Origin of the sequence: Citrobacter sp. RHBSTW-00029, assembly GCF_014104295.1 — a bacterium.
GTDB classification, from domain to species: Bacteria; Pseudomonadota; Gammaproteobacteria; order Enterobacterales; family Enterobacteriaceae; genus Citrobacter; species Citrobacter youngae.
The window spans coordinates 1,436,988-1,455,799 of sequence record NZ_JABXRT010000001.1 but is presented as its reverse complement, the minus strand read 5'-3'; the positions used below and the strand labels follow the sequence as shown (position 1 = coordinate 1,455,799).

The following is an 18,812-nucleotide window of genomic DNA, read 5'->3' as shown; positions in this document are numbered from 1 at the left end:
ATTCATCGGAAGAGAATTATATGTTCGCATTCAACAATGCATGGCCGCAGTTTACTTTCGAGTTCAATCCGTCGCAGCGTGATGCACCGGCTGGCAGCCTGCTGATCGGATTGGGCGACGGGAATGATACTGAAAGCCAAAAGGGTGTCGCGCTCAATAACAAAGGATACCGTGCAGGTCACTACAATTCGGTGAGTAAGCTGGTGGCAAATGCCGACGATCGTCAATGGACTATATGGCGCAGTAAACTCTCAAGTGTCCAGGGAATACAACGAATCGTTATCGAAGATTTCTCTCTGGATACCTGTTTTACGCTGTTGCTGTTTTTGAACCATCTTGATGCTGCTGGTTCGCTGTCGCTATCAACACACCCGTGGCTGGAATACGTCGCCGCATGGGAAAGCGGTATTTATCTGGACGGGGATGATACGACGCGTTCTGCCGCTTGTTTGTTATCCGCACTCGCGCATAGCAGCCTGTACGAGCAATCCATGGATGATACTGACGTTGTTCGCCGCAACATGCTGGCCTGCCTGCGTCTGTTGAGCGATATGATAATAGCCAACCCAGACCCCACCGCTGGCATTTTGCCCATGCACACGCAATGTTATGCAAGTGCGGTCGCAAGTCTGGCGTATGAGCAACAGATTTACCAACACGTTATCAAGCGTTCGGTGACCTGCCAGCTCCTGCTGGACCTCGGCACAGGCCGGCGGCAAACGGTGGTTGATGCACTGTTTATCACCGAAACGCTCCCTTCCGGGATGCTGAAAATTCTCGCGCGCTGCGACAAAGAACGCAGTTGGACGCACAATGGATTTGGGCTGCTGGCCATTTATCGCCCGCGAGAAGTGGGCACGGGCAATGATATCGTTATTTCGCTCAACCCCATTCAGGGGACGCGCCTTGATGCCCTGTGGTCCGCTCTGGAACAGCGTGAAGATGCGGCCTGGCAAGGGTTACGCCCGCACGATACTCCGCGTTTTCTCGAAAGCTATCGCCTGGCCGGAAGCGATAAACTAATCCCAGGAGCACCGAACCAACCCTGGTACGACGATCAAGGCAGAATGACGCTAATTGCGGCACCGAAGCAGCTTGCGCCCGGAGAGCCAGGCTCGAAACTGACCTGGCAACAAGACGTTTTACCCACAATCTGGGAAAATTATTTTACCCGGTACCTTGATAACGCCATTGTGCCAATAGCTTTACCCGAACCTGATTGCCGCACAAAGGGTAAATGCATTCGTGTCTATCAGCATCGCATCCCGGAGGGCGGTGATATTACGATAGTCCCGCTGATGCGTATGATCGATACCCCCACTTTCCATGCCTGGCTGGCAGCACAGAGCGATAGCACGCGCGTCGTCCGGAGCCCTGCGGATCTCCCCCCCGCCAGCGAGTACAGCAGCCAGTGGTACAGCAATATTCTGGTCGTCGCTCACCGTCATGGCGTCACATTCTTCTGTCGCGAAGAAGAGGATAAACATCTGGCAATACTGATTAAAGCGGCCAGTTCAGTAGCGGATGTCAGCCATGAGTATGAAAATTTTCTGGCGAACTCTGCCCAACAGATTGAACAGTGGCTCAAGGATCTGCTCGAATCGCAGCAAATTCACAACCGAAAGGGAAAAATTCGTCGTTTATCTGACTGGTCCGAAATGATGCTGGAAACCAAGGCCCGGGCGCTAAAAGCCATAAATAAAGGTGCTTTGGTCGGCAACGATGCCCTGCATAACCAGCTGAGTGACGATCTCTCGCGGCAGTGGGGATTATCGGAACAGCGCCAGGAGCTCATGGCGCAGATAGAGCAATTGGATCAGCTCATGCGCCAGGCGATTAGTCAGCGTCAGGAAAAACGTCAACGTATTTACGGCGCACTGTTTTCCGCTTTAGCACTCGGCGCGGCGGCTAACCATATTTGGGAACCGATTAAAGAGATAAAAACAACAAACCTTTATGAATGGCAACTCATGCTATTCAAAGAGCAGCCAGCCCCGGCAATGGACAAATTACAGGCGATTGCCGCAGATGCCGCACGATATGAAGTCTATACCCTGGCTATTCTGCTAATTTTTGGTTTTATTGGTTTTATCTTGTTCTGGTTTTTCGATTTTAATGGCAAGGAAGAGTAAGGAATAACGTTTTATTCACGATGCCGTCAGCATAAACCTTGCCGCATCTCTCACTTCCGCTGTTTTATGCACCAATACGTTTCAATACGGAACATTACCAGATACTAATGTTCCGTATTGAAACGCCAATCACATCAATTTTCTTTTGACTACCCGTGTGCAAAATTACCTTATCGGCAGCGAGAGGTCGCCGTGGCGCTGTACAAACCGATACCCTACATCAGATGTCTGCCTGATATGTGCAGCCATCTCAGGACTGTCTGCGGAGCATAAACAATGAAAAAATTGATCAACCGTGTTGAAGACGTACTGAACGAACAACTCGCCGGGCTGGCAAAAGCCTATCCTTCTCTGGCACTGCATCAGGACCCGGTGTATGTCACTCGCGCGGATGCGCCAGTGATGGGCAAAGTGGCGCTGCTTTCCGGTGGTGGTAGCGGCCATGAGCCAATGCACTGCGGCTACATTGGTCAGGGTATGCTCTCCGGTGCCTGTCCGGGTGAAATTTTCACCTCGCCAACGCCGGATAAAATGTTTGAATGCGCCATGCAAATTGACGGCGGCGAAGGCGTACTGCTGGTAATCAAAAATTACACCGGCGACATTCTTAACTTCGAAACGGCAGCCGAGCTATTGCATGAAAGCGGCGTCAAAGTCACCACGATGGTCGTGGATGATGACGTGGCGGTGAAAGACAGTCTGTATACCGCCGGTCGTCGCGGTGTGGCAAATACTGTATTGATTGAAAAACTGGTCGGTGCGGCCGCAGAACGCGGTGACTCACTGGATGCCTGCGCGGCGTTGGGGCGCCAGTTGAACAATCAGGGTCATTCCATCGGGATTGCCATTGGTGCCTGTACCGTTCCGGCGGCCGGTCAACCGTCATTCACCCTGCAGGACAATGAAATGGAGTTTGGCGTCGGTATCCACGGCGAACCCGGCATTGACCGCCGTCCATTCTCTTCGCTTGATCAAACTGTGGATGAAATGTTTGATACCCTGCTGGAAAACGGCAATTACAGTCGTACGCTGCGTCACTGGGATCACCTTCAGGGCGCATGGCAGGAAGGAAAAGAAAGCAAACGCGCGCTACAAAGCGGCGATCGCGTTATTGCGCTGGTCAATAATCTCGGTGCGACACCGCTGTCTGAACTCTTCGGCGTGTATAACCGCCTTGAAAGCCGTTGCCAGGATGCCGGCATTATCATCGAACGTAACCTGATTGGCTCTTACTGCACCTCTCTGGACATGACCGGTTTCTCAATCACCCTGCTACAAGTGGATGACGAAACGCTGAGCTTATGGGATGCACCGGTTCACACCCCTGCACTCAACTGGGGTAAATAAGGAGATTCATGATGTCCCTCACCAGAACACAAATTGTTAACTGGCTCTATCGTTGCGGCGAAATATTCACCACCGAAAGCGATTTTCTTACCGGCCTTGACCGGGAAATCGGCGATGCCGACCACGGTCTGAATATGCACCGCGGCTTCAGTAAAGTGGTCGAAAAGCTCCCGTCCATTGCGGATAAAGACATCGGTTTTATTTTGAAAAATACCGGGATGGTACTGCTCTCAAGCGTCGGTGGTGCCAGTGGCCCGCTGTTCGGCACCTTTTTCATCCGCGCCGCGCAGGTCACTCAGGCCCATCAAAGCCTGACGGTTGACGAGTTGTATCAGATGATGCGTGATGGCGCGGAAGGTGTCATTAGTCGTGGTAAAGCCGAACCGGGTGACAAAACCATGTGCGACGTTTGGGTGCCTGTCGTCGAATCTTTGCGCCAGTCCAGCGAGCAAAAGCTGAGCGTACAGGCTGCTCTGGAGGCGGCAAGCGCCCAGGCAGAAGCCGCAGCGCAAAGCACCATCACGATGCAGGCGCGCAAAGGCCGCGCCAGCTACCTTGGTGAGCGCAGCATTGGGCATCAGGATCCCGGCGCAACGTCCGTTATGTTTATGATGCAAATGTTGGCTCAGGCTTCCAGAGAGTAAGGATAAAACGATGGTAAACCTGGTTATTGTGTCTCACAGCGCCCAACTGGGCGAAGGCGTCGGTGCGTTAGCCCGACAGATGTTAATGGGTGATGGTTGTAAACTCGCTATTGCCGCAGGCATTGACGATCCTGAGAACCCCATTGGCACCGACCCCATCAAAGTGATGGAGGCCATTGAGTCAGTGGCAGACACGGATCACGTGCTGGTGATGATGGATATTGGCAGCGCGTTACTGAGTGCGGAAACTGCGTTGGATCTGCTCGATCCGGCAATCGCCGCCAAGGTGCGTCTGTGCGCTGCCCCGCTGGTTGAAGGTACGCTGGCGGCAACCGTCAGTGCTGCGGCAGGCGCTGATATCGATCGGGTCATCAATGATGCCATGAATGCCCTCGACGCCAAGCGTGAGCAACTGGGTTTACCTTCGTCGTCTGTTGCGAAGACAGCACCCGCTGAATTCTCACCCGATGCCGATGCTCGTTCGGTTGCCGTGACCGTAAGAAACCCCAACGGTATACATGTTCGCCCGGCATCGCGGCTGGTCTCCACATTGTCTGGCTTTAATGCCGACATGTGGCTGGAAAAAAACGGCAAATGCGTCGTCCCTGACAGCCTGAATCAGATAGCACTGCTGCAGGTGCGCTGTAATGACACGCTGCGTCTGATTGCTAAAGGTGAACAGGCAGACGCGGCGCTGGCTGCGTTTACACAGCTGGCGGCTGAGAATTTTGGCGAGTCCGTCGAAGAAGCACGCGCTGAAAGCATCGCAGTACCGGTGCCAGCGCTGGCAACGGGTACGGCATTTTGCTATACGCCGTTCTCACCGCAAGTCACCCATCGCCCGACCGCGGATATGCAGGACGAGCAGCAGCGGCTAAAAGCGGCCATTCAACGCACACTCGACGACCTGAGTGATTTAACCGCGCTGGCAGAGGAGAAGTATTCCGCTGATATCGCCGCCATTTTCTCTGGTCATCACACGCTGCTCGACGATCCTGAGCTTTTCGATATGGCCTGTGATTTGATGCGTGAAGAGCAGTGTAGCGCAGCATATGCCTGGCATAACGTACTGCGCGATCTGAGTCAGCAGTATCTGCAACTCGACGATCCTTATTTACAGGCGCGATACATTGATATTGAGGATTTGCTGTCCCGTACGCTGCAACATTTGACCGGCGAAAGTGCCCGTATCCCCGCGTCTATTCGACCGACCATTCTGGTCGCCGATGTCATCTATCCGTCTACCGTGCTGCAACTCGACCCGCTCACGATCAAAGGGATCTGCCTGCGCGCCGGTAGCGAAGCCTCCCACTCGGCGATTATCGCCCGCGAGATGGGCTTGTGCTGGGTATGCCAACAAGGCGCAACCCTCGATGCTATCAAGATGGGTGACGCTCTGACTCTGGACGGTGTAGCAAATCGGGTGATCCTCGCGGGCTGATACCCACAGCCCACCCTTTATCTGTAAAAGGTGGGCTATTTCACTCCCTCCGTCAGGAAATGTCTGTTTAATCGCAAAATGGGGGGCCGATCACGCGCAACGGTCGATCCTGAACTAAGGTTTTCTCATGGTAGATGCCGCAACTTCGGCACGCCGCTAAGGAGATTAACCGATGATAACACCCGCAATTCGCCATCCTGGCCTGCTCTCAGTGGCGATAAAACTGACGCTCGCAAGCACCTTTTTTGCTCTGGCCTCTTTTACTGCGAACGCTGAGGATTCACCTGTCGCTACGCCTTCTCCTCCTGATATTCTGCTTGGTCCATTGTTCAATGATGTACAGACAGCAAAGCTATTTCCCGATCAGAAAACTTTTGCCGACGCAGTGCCCAACAGCGATCCACTGATGATCCTTGCCGATTATCGGATGCAGAAAAATCAGTCCGGCTTTGATTTACGCCATTTTGTGGAAGTGAATTTTACGTTGCCAAAAGAGGGTGAGAAATACGTGCCCCCGGCCGGGCAATCACTCCGCGAGCATATTGACGGACTGTGGCCGGTACTCACTCGCTCAACCACCGATGTCGAAAAATGGGACTCTCTGCTGCCGCTACCAGAACCCTATGTAGTGCCGGGCGGGCGTTTTCGTGAGATTTATTACTGGGATAGCTATTTTACTATGCTGGGGCTTGCCGAGAGCAATCGCTGGGACAAGGTTTCTGATATGGTGGCCAACTTCGCTTATGAGATTGATTCCTGGGGGCACATTCCTAACGGCAACCGAAGCTACTACCTGAGCCGTTCACAGCCACCGTTCTTTGCCTTTATGGTTGAACTGCTGGCGCAGCATGACGGTAACGACGCGCTGAAAAAATACCTCCCGCAGATGCAAAAAGAGTACAGCTACTGGATGGAAGGAGGCGAAACACTTCAGCCCGGTCAACAGCATAAACGTGTGGTCAAACTGGCTGATGGCACCCTTTTAAACCGCTACTGGGATGACCGGGATACGCCAAGACCTGAATCCTGGGTTGAGGATATTGCCACCGCGAAAAGCAATCCGAACCGCCCTGCCACTGAAATTTATCGCGACCTGCGCTCAGCCGCCGCATCCGGCTGGGACTTTAGTTCACGCTGGATGGATAACCCCAACCAGCTAAGTACCCTGCGCACCACCAGCATTGTGCCTGTCGATCTCAATGCCTTGTTATACAAGATGGAGAAAATGATCGCTCTCGCCAGCAAAGCCGCAGGTGACGATGCCAAAGCAGCGCAGTACGAGGGCTTTGCCAATGCCCGCCAAAAAGGGATTGAAACCTGGTTGTGGAATGACAAAGAAGGCTGGTATGCCGACTATGATCTGAAGAGCCACAAAGTCCGTAATCAGTTAACTGCCGCCGCGCTGTTCCCTTTATTTGTGAATGCGGCGGCAAAAGATCGCGCCGGCAAGGTGGCCGCAGCAACTCAGGCGCATCTGTTGCAACCTGGCGGCCTTGCAACCACGTCGGTGAAAAGCGGCCAGCAGTGGGATGCTCCCAACGGCTGGGCGCCGTTACAGTGGGTCGCCGCCTCGGGATTACAGAACTATGGCCAAAATGATGTCGCTATGGATGTCACCTGGCGATTCCTCACCAATGTGCAGCACACGTACGATCGTGAGAAAAAATTGGTTGAGAAGTATGACGTGAGCAGCACAGGAACCGGCGGCGGCGGTGGCGAATACCCGCTACAGGATGGTTTCGGCTGGACCAACGGCGTAACGTTAAAAATGCTCGATCTGATATGCGCTAAAGATAAACCCTGCGACAGCGTACCGGCAACGCGCCCCGCCCCCGCCAGTAACACGCCTTCCGAGGCCAAAAAGCAGACTCAACCGACGTCCTAATCTTCTTCTGGTGTCTTCAGTCTCCTCTAAATCCGCGCCATGTCGCGGATTTTTTGGTGCCATGTATCTCCATTTCAGGTGTATCCATTGCATCTAGCCCTTATGGGGTAGCCCCTGTTTTCATCCGTGTGAAATTGATTCTGAACATGTTTTTATTCGCTGTATATGTAAATATATAGCGATTTTATCACTGTTCAGGAGCAACATAATGCCACTGACAAGAAGGATGTTTGCCCAGCTCGTGGCATCTGCGCTGCTGTTACGCCATTTTCCGGCCCTTGCCCAAACACCGCTTACCGTTGCTGTCGGTTCACCGCCGTCACCCGAGGCAATCCAGCGCGTCGTCAGCGCCGGAGCACCTGCTGATATGCTATTGCTGGCTGTCGCACCGGAAAAACTGGTGGGATTTTCATCATTTGATTTTTCTCACCAGGCCGCAGTGCCATTCCATCATGACATTTTGGCGTTACCGAAATTGGGAAGACTGGCAGGACGCGCCAGCACCCTGTCACTGGAGGCCTTGTTAGCGCTGAAACCCGATCTGGTGGTTGACTGCGGCAATGCTGATGAAACCTGGCTTTCTCAAGCCCGGCAGGTCAACGCGCAAACGCACGTTCCGTGGCTGCTGATTAACGGCGAGCTCCGACAAACCCCGGCACAACTGCAAGCCGCAGGGGCTGCGCTGGGTACCGCAACACGGGCCTCGGCACAGGCCGCACTTGCCCGTCGATTTATTGATGACGCAGATGCGTTTTCGCACTCCCCCGCAGCAAAACTGCGCTTTTATGCCGCACGCGGTGCCAGAGGACTGGAAACCGGTTTACAGGGTTCACTGCATACCGAAGCACCAGAGTTACTGGGATTACACAATGTCGCGCAAATCCCGGGACGACATGGATTGACCCAGGTATCCATGGAAAATCTGTTGAGCTGGCAGCCCGATATTATTCTGGTTCAGGATGCAGTCACCGCACAGTACCTGCGAGAAGATCCCGTCTGGCAAGGGGTTAAAGCCGTTGCTGAGCAACGTATTCTGTTTCTCAGCGGACTGCCGTTTGGCTGGCTGGACGCCCCGCCGGGCATCAACCGGTTGCTGGGATTACGTCGCCTGCACGCCTGGCTTGACCCCAAAATTGAAACCCACTTTAAGACCGATATGCAGCGCTACGCAGAGTTGTTCTGGCACACCTCATTAAGCGATGCACAGTTTCAAAAGCTGGTGACACCCTGATGAGAATGACTACGCTGAGTGCTCTGATGATCGCAGCCATTGCCGTGTGTGTCATCGTCGCAACGGTTTCAGGTGCATATCGCCTGGATGCCCAGCAGGTGATAAACCTCATTGCTGACCATCCGGGCGTGCCGCCCCAGGACAAAATCGTCTTCTGGCAGATTCGATTGCCACGCATTCTGGCTGCATTGCTGCTGGGCGCGGCACTGGCGGGCGCAGGGACCACTTATCAGGGTATGTTCCGTAACCCACTGGTGTCGCCGGATATTCTCGGCGTGGCAGCCGGGGCGGGTTTAGGGGCCTGTACCGCCATCCTGCTCGGTTTACCGATCCTGTTTATTCAACTGTATGCGTTTGTCGGCGGCCTGTTCGTGGTGGCGGGCGTGTGGCTCATCACCCAGCGGGTAAAACGCCACGATCCGGTACTCACCCTTGTACTGGTCGGCATTGCGCTGGGTACGGTGTGCGGCGCAGGGATTTCGCTCATCAAAACGCTGGCTGACCCGTATACCCAGCTACCGTCGATTACCTTCTGGCTACTCGGTGGTCTGTCGACCATCACCGCCCATGACCTGTGGTTGTCCGCACCGCTGATCGTGGCCGGTTTGGTGCCGCTGTTGCTGCTACGCTGGCGTATGAATTTACTCACCCTCTCGGATGATGAAGCCCGTTCTCTGGGCATCAACGTTTCCCGGCTACGGCTCTGGCTGATTATCTGCGCCACGCTTATCACCGCCTGTACTGTGGCGATTGCCGGAATTATTGGCTGGATTGGGCTGGTGGTGCCACACATTGGCAGACTGCTTTGTGGGAACAACCACCAACGGCTACTGCCTGTTTCAATGGGGATCGGCGCTATTTTACTGCTGCTGACAGATACCCTTGCCCGCACTCTGAGCAGCACGGAAATCCCGCTGGGGATCCTGACCGCGTTTATTGGTGCCCCCTTCTTCCTGTTACTTCTGCTCCGGGGAGGCCGACAATGACGCTGCTGAGCGTACAACATGCATCTCTCGGCTACCATTCCCGGCACCCAGTATTACGCGATGTCTCGTTTAGCGTCGCGCCAGGGTCAATTTGTTGCCTGATTGGCGCCAATGGCAGTGGGAAAACCACGCTGATGCGTACCATTCTTGGCGTTCTTCAACCGCTTGCTGGCCAGATTACGCTTGATGGTATCGCGGTGAATCATCTCAGCGACCGGGAACGCGCTGCCGCCATCGCCTGGGTTCCTCAGGCACATGACGGTGCGTTTGCCTTCACGGCTCTGGACTTGGTGATGATGGGACTGGCCCCGCAAATGGCGGCATTTGCCGTTCCCGGCGGCAAAGAACGCGACATCGCCCTTGAACAACTGGACGTGCTGGCAATCCCGCATCTCGCGCCCCGGCGCTGGAACACCCTGAGCGGTGGCGAACGTCAACTGGTGTTGATTGCCCGTGCGCTGGCACAGCGTCCACGTCTTTTACTGCTGGATGAACCTGCTTCCAGCCTCGATTTTGGTCACCAGATCCGACTGCTCGACACCCTGGTCACGCTGAAAAATTCGGGCATGGCGCTGCTGATGTCGACCCACCATCCGTTGCATGCACGGGCCATTGCCGACAGCGTGGTGCGCGTCGAGCCAGATGGTCTGGTGTCACAGGGGGGGCCTGAACACCAACTGGCTGCTGAACGTCTGGCCACGCTGTATCGGGTCACGCCCTCACAAATAGCCCATCACCTCTTTGGCTCACACGATTAAGGAATCACGATGCTCATTGACGACATTGATTTTGCTGACCTGTACCGCAAACAGTTACTTCAGGCGAAGCGAACCGAGAAAAAACCAGAACACTGGGACAAACGCGCGGAAAAAATGGCAGAAAATTGCGCCTCATTAACCGACAACTACCTGCTCCAGTTATTGAGCAAGATTGACCTGAAAGGTGCTGAATCACTGTTTGATATGGGTTGCGGCCCCGGAACGGTTGCGCTGGCGCTGGCCAAAAAAATGCCGATCGTTTACGGCGTAGACTACAGCCAGGGAATGCTGAGCGTTGCCGCTCGCCGTGCCGGGCAGATGGGCGCGCGCCATGTACAGTGGGTGCAGCGCGCATGGGAAGCACACTGGGACGACTTGCCCCAGTGTGATATTGCCGTCGCCTCACGTTCAACGCTGGTTGCCGATATGCGCCAGGCCATGACCAAACTGAATAATCAGGCACGGTTACGGGTTTACACCACCCATCTCGTCAGTTCCTCATTTGTATCGCCCACGATTCAGCGCGCGTTAGGGCGCGAGGTGATTGAGCTTCCCAACTATATCTATGCACTGAATGTTTTGTATCAGATGGGCATTCACGCACATGTTGATTTTATCCGTGGACCAAACTGTCAGCAGGACAACAGCACCTGGACACATTTTCTGGAGAACGTACGCTGGAGCATGGGGGAACTGAGCACCGACGAAATTGAGCGTCTGGAGCACTGGTACCATCAGCAGGACCCCGGCACCATCGCTCCCGCCAGTCGCGACTGGGCGCTTATCTGGTGGGACAGCGTACCGCGGGAGGCGCTGCAATGATCTACTTCTCACAGGCGCAAGTCGATGCGCTGCTGCTGGAGGATATTCAGGGCGGCGATTTAACAACCCGCGCGTTAGGTATCGGCGCACAGCCAGGAAATATGGGTTTTTATCACCGCCAGGGCGGGTGTGTAAGCGGAACCACTGTTGCCAGACAAATGCTGACATCACTGGGTTTGACCGTTACCGACCTTGTGCCCGATGGCGAACGGGCGCGTACCGGACAGTTACTTCTACGCGCGCACGGTAACGCGGCGGCACTACACCAGGGCTGGAAAGCGGTACAGAACGTGCTGGAGTGGAGTTGCGGTGTCTCACGCTATCTCGACGATATGCTAAGCATCCTGCGTCAGCGCTATCCTGATGGCCAGATTGCCTGCACCCGCAAAACTATCCCTGGCACCCGTATGCTGGCTACCCAGGCGATCCTTGCTGCCGGAGGCATTATCCACCGGGGCGGGTGCGCCGAAACCGTTCTGCTGTTTGCGAATCATCGCCGCTTTCTTGCCGATCCGAAAGACTGGGCCGCGGCAATCGCGCAACTACGCGCCCATGCGCCAGAAAAAAAGATTGTGGTCGAAGCAGATACCCCCAATGAGGCACTGGACGCGCTACATGCTGCCCCTGATGTACTGCAACTCGATAAGTTTACCCCCGAGCAGGCAGCAGACATCGCTCGCCTGGCACCTTCTCTGGCTCCCCATTGCACGCTGGCGCTGACTGGCGGCATTACCCTCGCCTCACTGGCGAGTTATCTCGACTGTGGCATCAGACTCTTTATCACCTCCGCGCCTTACTACGCCCCACCGGCGGATATCAAAGTTAGCCTGAGCCCGGACGCACGTGGCATATAACATTTATAAATGGACTATAAATAATGAATTTCAACAAAAGTTGTCTTTACACAGCCCTGTCGTTTGCTTTCGCGCAAGGTGCTTTTGCTGGGCAGGAAAGCGAAACCATGACCGTCTGGTCTAGTCCGGCCTCCGCCGCCACCACTACGGTTCTCGGCCAGGAAACGATGCAGCAACTGGATAAACAAAACGTGGCACAGGCGCTAAGCGTCGTTCCCGGCGTCGTGCTGCAAAAATCCGGTAACCGTAATGAGCAACAAGTGAAGGTCCGCGGTTTTGACAGCCGTCAGGTCCCGGTCTTTTTCGACGGTGTTCCGGTGTACATCCCCTACGATGGCAACCTTGATTTAGGTCGTTTTCTGACATCCGATATCGCTTCTGTCGAGGTCTCTAAAGGCTACTCATCCTTGCTACAGGGGCCGAACCAGATGGGTGGCGCTATCAACATCACGACCAAGAAGCCCACCAAACCGATTGAGGGCTCTCTGGGCTATCGTCAGGGCTGGAGCCGTAGCAAAGACAATGCCCATGATATGCACGCGTCGTTCGGTGCCAGCAACGATCTCGGATATATCCAGCTCAGTGGTAGCCAGCTAAAACAGGATTTCCTCGGATTACCTCATGGTGTTGATAACCCGGTAGCGGGCAGCAATGGCAAGATTACCAACTCGTCAGCCGATGATAAACGCGGCATCGTGAAACTGGGATTCACGCCGCGCGGCGATGATGAGTATGTTCTGACCTACATTAATCAGGACGGCGAAAAAGATAACCCGCCATATGCCGGAACCAGCAGCCAGAAATCACGTTATTGGCAATGGCCGCAGTATGATAAAGAAAGTTATTACTATCAGGGCACCACGCATTTGGGCGATCGCTTTACATTGAAAAGCCGTCTGTATCGCGACACCTTTGAAAATACACTGATGATGTACAATTCCCTTGCCGATCTGAAAAATAAGAAAGGCAGCTACAGCCATTATTCTGACTATAGCGACGGCGCAGGTTTGCAGCTTTCCGCTGATATGCGGGAGAACGACCTGCTCTCTTTCGCCGTGAACTGGAAAGACGATGTTCATCGCGAAAAAGGGGCTCCAAATGCCGCTTATGACCGCTACGAAGATCGCACCTGGTCTGTTGCCAGTGAATATCAGTGGGCGGCTGCGGATAATGTCGATGTGGTGGCGGGTATCAGCTACGACTGGCGTGACAGCGTAGAGGGGATGAAGCACGAGAAAAACGGCAGCGTTACCCATTATGATGACAACGATCAGTCCGCCTTTAACTGGCAGGTAATGACCAAATATCACTTTGAAAATTCTGACACATTAGCGCTGTCCTACTCTGACAGAACGCGCTTCCCCACACTGAAAGAGCGCTACACCACGTCAAAACCGGCTTATAACCAGATAGCGCTGGTCAACCCGCAGCTAAAACCGGAACGCGCCCGTAGCGTCGATCTCACGTGGAACGGTTCGTTCACCCAAAACTGGGGATTCGAAGCCAGCGTGTATTACAACCGCATTACCGATGCGATTCTGTCGCACAATATTGATGCCGACACAATTCAGAACCAAAACAGTGGTCGGGTGGATTACACCGGCCTGGATGCCGGCGTCAAAGGTAAGGTCTTTGACATGCTGGATGTGGGGCTAAGCTACGGTCTTATCCATGCTGACGTTAAACGCAGCGACATCGGCAAGATTACCGATCTGCCGACGCAAACTCTCACCGCCTGGATGACGCTGAAACCGTGGGAACCACTCAGCATTACGCTATCCGAAGAAGCCCGCTCTTCAAGCTATAGCAATTCTGATGGCTCACAAAAAGCGGCCGGATTCGCCATTACCCACCTCCGGGCAGATTACACCATCGGACATGGCTTTAGCGTTAACGCTTCGGTCAACAACCTGTTTGATACACAGTACGTCTACAGCGAAGGGTTTATCGAAGAAGGGCGTAATTACTGGGCGGGGATTGAATACCAGTTCTGACTAAACTACGCAGAGAAACGGCCCCCGCAGGGGCCGTTCGATTAATCTCGTCGTACCAGTCGGAAAACACCCAGTACCACAATCGCGCCGACCACGGCCACCAGGAAGCTGTGGAGATTAAACCCACTGACATCGCCGCCGATACCAAACATCGTTGCCAGCCACCCACCGACCACAGCACCGACAATACCGAGAATGCAGGTCAGAATAAATCCGCCGCCATCACGCCCCGGCATAATCAGCTTGGCGATAACCCCCGCAATCAGACCAAAAATAATCCAGGCAATAATTCCCATTTTCAGGCCCTCTTTCCAGTGAACGCATACGCAAGACATTCTTGCGCCAGCACGTTAAGTATAGGCAAGCCATCGCTACCTGCTGTTTGCACTCAGACTTAATTCATTGGCTGGGGTAAAAAATTTCATCCATTTGTATTAAGTTCCGTCTCGCGATGCCGATAACCCAACGATAAGCCAGGTATCCAGGAGTCATTAGGTGTGAGTAACTACAATGAGCAGTTCCTGAAGCAAAACCCGCTCGCAGTATTAGGGGTACTCCGGGACTTAAATTCACAACAGGTTCCACTGCGTATCTCCTGGTCAGGAGGTCAGTTCATCAGCAAAATTCTTGCTGTCAGCCCGGACGAATTGATCATGGATTTTGGCAGTCAGGAATATGAAAACCAGGCCGTGCAACGCGCCAGCCAGATCTCAATTATCGCCGAAACGCAGGGTGCCAAGGTGGAGTTTACCCTCCCGCAACTGACAAAAGGCGAGTACCAACGATTGCCAGCCTTTGTCTCATCGTTGCCACCTTCGCTGTGGTTTGTCCAGCGCCGGGAATACTTTCGCATCGGTGCGCCGCTGCACCCACCCTATCACTGCAAGGCGAAGATGCCGGACAACAGTCTCCTGCATTTTCGCTTATTCGATTTGTCTCTTGGCGGCATGGGCGCGCTATTAGAAGGAGCAGCACCGGAGGGGCTGGTCGAAGGTATGCGCTTCTCGCAGGTTGAACTGAATATGGAACAATGGGGCGTGTACCACGTTGATGCCCAACTCATCTCGATTACCGAGCGAAAAGTGATCGACGGGAAAAATGAGACCATCACCACTCCCCGCCTGAGCTTTCGTTTTCTCAACGTCGGCCCGGCGGTGGAGCGGAATTTACAGCGGATTATTTTTTCACTTGAGCGCGAGGCTCGGGAAAAATCGAATAAAGTGCGCGAGTAATATCACGCGCGTTACATCGCATCCAGCGCTCGCTGAAGTTTCCAGATATAACGTGGAGCCTGCGGCGCAGGATGGTTATCGACAACATGCTCAAAAAACTCATCCGCACTCAGATCGTTGATTTTGCTGATGGCTTTTTTCCTGTCAGAGGAGAACGTCCGCAGCAGCGCCCCGGCACCGTTCGCGTATGACACCACCAGCGCATATTGCATCACCTGTGGGTCTTCAATTCCCGCCAGCGGGCCGGTTTCAAGAATGCTCAGATACGCCGCCCCCATGGAGATATTGCGCTCTGGATTTTTCAGCTCACTGGTCGACGGCTCACCGCTCCATCCCATGCGACGATAAACATCCCGCCCGGAGGTGGAGGCTTTAAGCTGCATCAGACCGATGGCATTAGATTTACTGACTGCATTGGGGTTACCCCCTGATTCAATAGCGATAATCGCCGTAATCAATTGTGGGCTAACGCCCCAGGCGGCACCGGCTTTTTCACTGATAGGCATCCATTGCATCGCGCGTTTAACCGGAACTTCTGCATTCCATGGCGGATTTTTGTAATCCTGTTTTGAACTACAGCCCGCAAGTATTACAACCAAAAAAGCAAACCATCTCAATTTCACGTCATCTATCCTTATAGCCGGAACCTGTCGCTGAGGTGACAACGACATACCTACGCGGCATGATATACATTTGGTTTTAGTTGTAGCAAGGAAATGCCATGTCCCGGTTTCACTTAATTGCCCCGTCGGGCTACTGTATCAACCAGCAGGCAGCATTACGTGGGCTTGCGCGTCTTACTGAGGCCGGTCATCAGGTCGATAACACTGCCGTCATTTCTCGCCGTTGTCAGCGTTTTGCCGGTACCGAAGCCGAGCGTCTGGCGGATGTGAACTCACTCGTTGAGCTAAAAATGCCTGATACTATTGTGATGGCGGTGCGCGGCGGCTACGGTGCGAGCCGTTTGCTGGCAGATATTGACTGGCAGGCGCTGGCCGTTCGTCAGCAACAAAACCCGTTGCTGCTGTGTGGACACAGCGATTTCACGGCCATTCAGTGTGGTCTGCTGACTCAGAGTAATGTGATTAGCTTCAGCGGCCCGATGCTGGCGGCTAACTTCGGTGCCGAGGAAATGAACGCCTTTACCGAGCACCATTTTTGGCAGGCTTTGCGCAATGCCGAATTTACTCTCGACTGGCAAGGGCATGGCCCGGATTGCGCTACTGAAGGCACGCTGTGGGGAGGCAATCTGGCAATGCTCATTTCGCTGATGGGAACGCCGTGGATGCCCGCCATTGAGAACGGTATTCTGGTGCTGGAAGACATCAACGAGCACCCGTTTCGCATCGAGCGCATGCTGCTGCAACTTTATCATGCTGGGATCCTCGCCCGCCAGAACGCCATCATTCTCGGCAGTTTTAGCGGTAGTGCGCCTAATGACTATGATGCCGGTTACAGTCTTGATTCAGTCTGTGCGTTTTTGCGTGCCAAATTATCCGTTCCACTGTTAAGCGGTCTCGATTTTGGCCACGAACAACGCACCGTCACCTTACCTTTAGGGGCCAAAGCCGTGCTGAAAAATGATAAAAACGGCAGTCAACTCACAATCTCCGGTCATCCGGTGCTTAAATCGTAAAAAAAGCCTGCTTCAGGGCTAAGTAAAACGCTGTTTCTGTCGTTATTATGTTAGGGTTTATTAATACGAAACAGCGTAATTCAGGAGTAACCGAACGTTGGATGCCGCAGCAATCATTAGCCTTTTTATTTTGGGTTCCGTTCTCGTCACCTGCAGTATCTTGCTTAGTTCATTCTCATCACGTCTTGGTATCCCGATTCTGGTGATTTTCCTCGCTATTGGCATGTTAGCGGGCGTGGACGGTGTTGGCGGTATTCCTTTTGATAACTACCCTTTTGCCTACATGGTGAGTAACCTGGCGCTGGCGGTTATTCTGCTCGACGGTGGGATGCGCACCCAGGCCAGCTCATTTCGTGTAGCGCTAGGCCCGGCGTTATCGCTGGCGACCGTGGGTGTGCTGATTACCTCTGGCCTCACCGGCATGATGGCGGCATGGCTGTTTCATCTGGATCTCATTGAAGGGTTGCTGATTGGTGCGATTGTCGGCTCAACCGATGCTGCAGCGGTCTTCTCCCTGCTCGGCGGTAAAGGACTCAACGAACGTGTGGGCTCGACGCTGGAAATTGAGTCAGGTAGCAATGACCCAATGGCCGTATTTCTGACCATTACGCTTATCGAAATGATCCAGAACCACGAGACCGGTTTAAGCTGGATGTTTGCGGTACATATTATCCAGCAGTTTGGCTTAGGTATCGCTATCGGTCTCGGCGGTGGATATCTGCTCCAGCAGATGATTAACCGTATTTCACTGCCTGCCGGGCTTTATCCACTGCTGGCCCTGAGCGGTGGGATCCTGATTTTTGCCCTGACTACCGCGCTGGAAGGCAGTGGTATTCTGGCGGTTTATCTGTGTGGTTTCCTGCTGGGTAATCGCCCGATCCGCAACCGGTTTGGTATTCTGCAAAACTTCGACGGTCTGGCCTGGCTGGCGCAAATCGCCATGTTTCTGGTGCTTGGACTGCTGGTTACGCCGTCCGACCTGCTGCCTATCGCGATTCCGGCGCTGATTTTGTCCGCCTGGATGATTTTCTTCGCGCGTCCGTTGTCAGTGTTCGCCGGATTGCTGCCATTTCGTGGTTTCAATCTGCGTGAGCGCATTTTCATCAGTTGGGTGGGTTTGCGCGGCGCGGTACCCATCATCCTCGCCGTCTTCCCAATGATGGCGGGCCTGGAAAACGCGCGCCTGTTCTTTAACGTCGCGTTCTTTGTGGTACTGATCTCGCTGCTGTTCCAGGGAACGTCGCTGTCGTGGGCCGCCAAAAAAGCCAAAGTGGTGGTCCCGCCCGTTGGCTGGCCGGTTTCTCGTATAGGTCTGGATATTCATCCGGATAATCCCTGGGAGCAGTTTGTTTATCAGCTTAGCGCGGATAAGTGGTGCGTAGGTGCCGCGCTGCGCGACCTGCATATGCCGGAAGAAACGCGAATTGCCGCCCTGTTTCGTGACAACGTGCTGTTTCACCCCTCCGGCAGCACGCGTCTGCGCGAAGGCGACGTATTGTGTGTTATTGGCCGCGAACGCGACCTGCCCGCCTTAGGTAAGCTGTTCAGCCAGTCGCCGCCAGTGTCGTTAGACCAGCGTTTCTTTGGTGATTTTATTCTTGAAGCCAGCGCGAAATATGCCGATGTGGCACTGATTTATGGCCTGGAAGATGGCACCGGGTATCGCGATAAGCAGCAAACGCTGGGTGAAATTGTCCAGCAACTGTTGGGGGCTGCGCCGGTCGTCGGTGACCAGGTGGAATTTGCTGGCATGATCTGGACGGTAGCCGAGAAAGAAGATAATGCCGTGCTGAAAGTGGGTGTCCGTGTGGCAGAAGATGAGGATGAGTAACGCGGATGTTTTTTGCCGG

General features: G+C 54.0%; 16 protein-coding genes. 14 read left to right on the top strand and 2 right to left on the bottom strand.

Going from position 1 to position 18,812, the window contains the following annotated elements:
• The first annotated feature begins 20 nt into the window (after positions 1-20).
• From HV041_RS07145 to HV041_RS07095, 11 genes are all read left to right on the top strand, one after another.
• A complete protein-coding gene (locus HV041_RS07145) occupies positions 21-2,132 on the top strand; it encodes a hypothetical protein (protein ID WP_121584727.1) in 2,112 nt (703 codons plus the stop codon).
• 276 nt (positions 2,133-2,408) lie between these two features.
• Positions 2,409-3,479: a dihydroxyacetone kinase subunit DhaK gene (dhaK, locus tag HV041_RS07140; protein WP_005122294.1), complete on the top strand. Its 1,071-nt coding sequence runs from the start codon at positions 2,409-2,411 to the stop codon at positions 3,477-3,479.
• 11 nt (positions 3,480-3,490) lie between these two features.
• Complete coding sequence (dhaL, locus tag HV041_RS07135) at positions 3,491-4,123, top strand: dihydroxyacetone kinase subunit DhaL (protein ID WP_005122292.1); 633 nt, start codon at positions 3,491-3,493, stop codon at positions 4,121-4,123.
• 10 nt (positions 4,124-4,133) lie between these two features.
• A complete protein-coding gene (gene dhaM, locus HV041_RS07130) occupies positions 4,134-5,564 on the top strand; it encodes a dihydroxyacetone kinase phosphoryl donor subunit DhaM (RefSeq protein ID WP_121584728.1) in 1,431 nt (476 codons plus the stop codon).
• A gap of 172 nt (positions 5,565-5,736) precedes the next feature.
• Positions 5,737-7,449: an alpha,alpha-trehalase gene (locus HV041_RS07125; protein WP_048211437.1), complete on the top strand. Its 1,713-nt coding sequence runs from the start codon at positions 5,737-5,739 to the stop codon at positions 7,447-7,449.
• Positions 7,450-7,657: 208 nt separating this feature from the next.
• Positions 7,658-8,680, top strand: coding sequence for an ABC transporter substrate-binding protein (locus HV041_RS07120; protein WP_048211436.1), 1,023 nt, complete (start codon positions 7,658-7,660; stop codon positions 8,678-8,680).
• Complete coding sequence (locus HV041_RS07115) at positions 8,680-9,666, top strand: iron ABC transporter permease (RefSeq protein WP_121584729.1); 987 nt, start codon at positions 8,680-8,682, stop codon at positions 9,664-9,666. The genes HV041_RS07120 and HV041_RS07115 overlap by 1 nt, the downstream gene beginning before the upstream one ends.
• Positions 9,663-10,424 carry an ABC transporter ATP-binding protein gene (locus HV041_RS07110; RefSeq protein ID WP_121584730.1) on the top strand — a complete coding sequence of 254 codons (762 nt, stop codon included), beginning with the start codon at positions 9,663-9,665 and terminating at the stop codon, positions 10,422-10,424. The genes HV041_RS07115 and HV041_RS07110 overlap by 4 nt, the downstream gene beginning before the upstream one ends.
• Positions 10,425-10,433: 9 nt before the next feature.
• Entirely contained in the window at positions 10,434-11,246 is an 813-nt protein-coding gene (locus HV041_RS07105) for a class I SAM-dependent methyltransferase (RefSeq protein WP_121584731.1), read from the top strand.
• The gene (modD, locus tag HV041_RS07100; protein ID WP_121584732.1) at positions 11,243-12,100 is read left to right on the top strand and encodes a ModD protein; all 858 of its coding nucleotides are present in this window, start codon (positions 11,243-11,245) and stop codon (positions 12,098-12,100) included. Before HV041_RS07105 ends, modD begins: the two co-directional genes overlap by 4 nt.
• A 23-nt stretch (positions 12,101-12,123) precedes the next feature.
• Positions 12,124-14,094, top strand: coding sequence for a TonB-dependent receptor (locus HV041_RS07095; protein ID WP_121584733.1), 1,971 nt, complete (start codon positions 12,124-12,126; stop codon positions 14,092-14,094).
• A 41-nt stretch (positions 14,095-14,135) separates the two neighbouring features.
• On the opposite strand, the gene HV041_RS07090 is transcribed toward HV041_RS07095, so the two are convergent.
• Positions 14,136-14,390, bottom strand: coding sequence for a GlsB/YeaQ/YmgE family stress response membrane protein (locus tag HV041_RS07090; RefSeq protein ID WP_048212573.1), 255 nt, complete (start codon positions 14,388-14,390; stop codon positions 14,136-14,138).
• 201 nt (positions 14,391-14,591) lie between these two features.
• Between HV041_RS07090 and ycgR the strand changes: the two genes are divergently transcribed.
• Entirely contained in the window at positions 14,592-15,326 is a 735-nt protein-coding gene (ycgR, locus tag HV041_RS07085; RefSeq protein ID WP_005122265.1) for a flagellar brake protein YcgR, read from the top strand.
• Positions 15,327-15,337: 11 nt separating this feature from the next.
• Here ycgR and emtA read toward each other — a convergent pair whose 3' ends face one another.
• Positions 15,338-15,949, bottom strand: coding sequence for a membrane-bound lytic murein transglycosylase EmtA (emtA, locus tag HV041_RS07080; RefSeq protein WP_040232326.1), 612 nt, complete (start codon positions 15,947-15,949; stop codon positions 15,338-15,340).
• A gap of 98 nt (positions 15,950-16,047) precedes the next feature.
• Between emtA and ldcA the strand changes: the two genes are divergently transcribed.
• A complete protein-coding gene (gene ldcA / locus HV041_RS07075) occupies positions 16,048-16,962 on the top strand; it encodes a muramoyltetrapeptide carboxypeptidase (RefSeq protein WP_182294113.1) in 915 nt (304 codons plus the stop codon).
• 97 nt (positions 16,963-17,059) lie between these two features.
• Positions 17,060-18,793 carry a potassium/proton antiporter gene (locus HV041_RS07070; protein WP_040232328.1) on the top strand — a complete coding sequence of 578 codons (1,734 nt, stop codon included), beginning with the start codon at positions 17,060-17,062 and terminating at the stop codon, positions 18,791-18,793.
• Positions 18,794-18,812: the final 19 nt, after the last annotated feature.

What these genes read in the sequence shown, in the direction of transcription:
- HV041_RS07145 (WP_121584727.1), top strand. Translation starts at nt 21, where the DNA reads ATGTTCGCATTCAACAATGCATGGCCGCAGTTTACTTTCGAGTTCAAT.
- dhaK (WP_005122294.1), top strand. Translation starts at nt 2,409, where the DNA reads ATGAAAAAATTGATCAACCGTGTTGAAGACGTACTGAACGAACAACTC.
- dhaL (WP_005122292.1), top strand. Translation starts at nt 3,491, where the DNA reads ATGTCCCTCACCAGAACACAAATTGTTAACTGGCTCTATCGTTGCGGC.
- dhaM (WP_121584728.1), top strand. Translation starts at nt 4,134, where the DNA reads ATGGTAAACCTGGTTATTGTGTCTCACAGCGCCCAACTGGGCGAAGGC.
- HV041_RS07125 (WP_048211437.1), top strand. Translation starts at nt 5,737, where the DNA reads ATGATAACACCCGCAATTCGCCATCCTGGCCTGCTCTCAGTGGCGATA.
- HV041_RS07120 (WP_048211436.1), top strand. Translation starts at nt 7,658, where the DNA reads ATGCCACTGACAAGAAGGATGTTTGCCCAGCTCGTGGCATCTGCGCTG.
- HV041_RS07115 (WP_121584729.1), top strand. Translation starts at nt 8,680, where the DNA reads ATGAGAATGACTACGCTGAGTGCTCTGATGATCGCAGCCATTGCCGTG.
- HV041_RS07110 (WP_121584730.1), top strand. Translation starts at nt 9,663, where the DNA reads ATGACGCTGCTGAGCGTACAACATGCATCTCTCGGCTACCATTCCCGG.
- HV041_RS07105 (WP_121584731.1), top strand. Translation starts at nt 10,434, where the DNA reads ATGCTCATTGACGACATTGATTTTGCTGACCTGTACCGCAAACAGTTA.
- modD (WP_121584732.1), top strand. Translation starts at nt 11,243, where the DNA reads ATGATCTACTTCTCACAGGCGCAAGTCGATGCGCTGCTGCTGGAGGAT.
- HV041_RS07095 (WP_121584733.1), top strand. Translation starts at nt 12,124, where the DNA reads ATGAATTTCAACAAAAGTTGTCTTTACACAGCCCTGTCGTTTGCTTTC.
- HV041_RS07090 (WP_048212573.1), bottom strand. Translation starts at nt 14,390, where the DNA reads ATGGGAATTATTGCCTGGATTATTTTTGGTCTGATTGCGGGGGTTATC.
- ldcA (WP_182294113.1), top strand. Translation starts at nt 16,048, where the DNA reads ATGTCCCGGTTTCACTTAATTGCCCCGTCGGGCTACTGTATCAACCAG.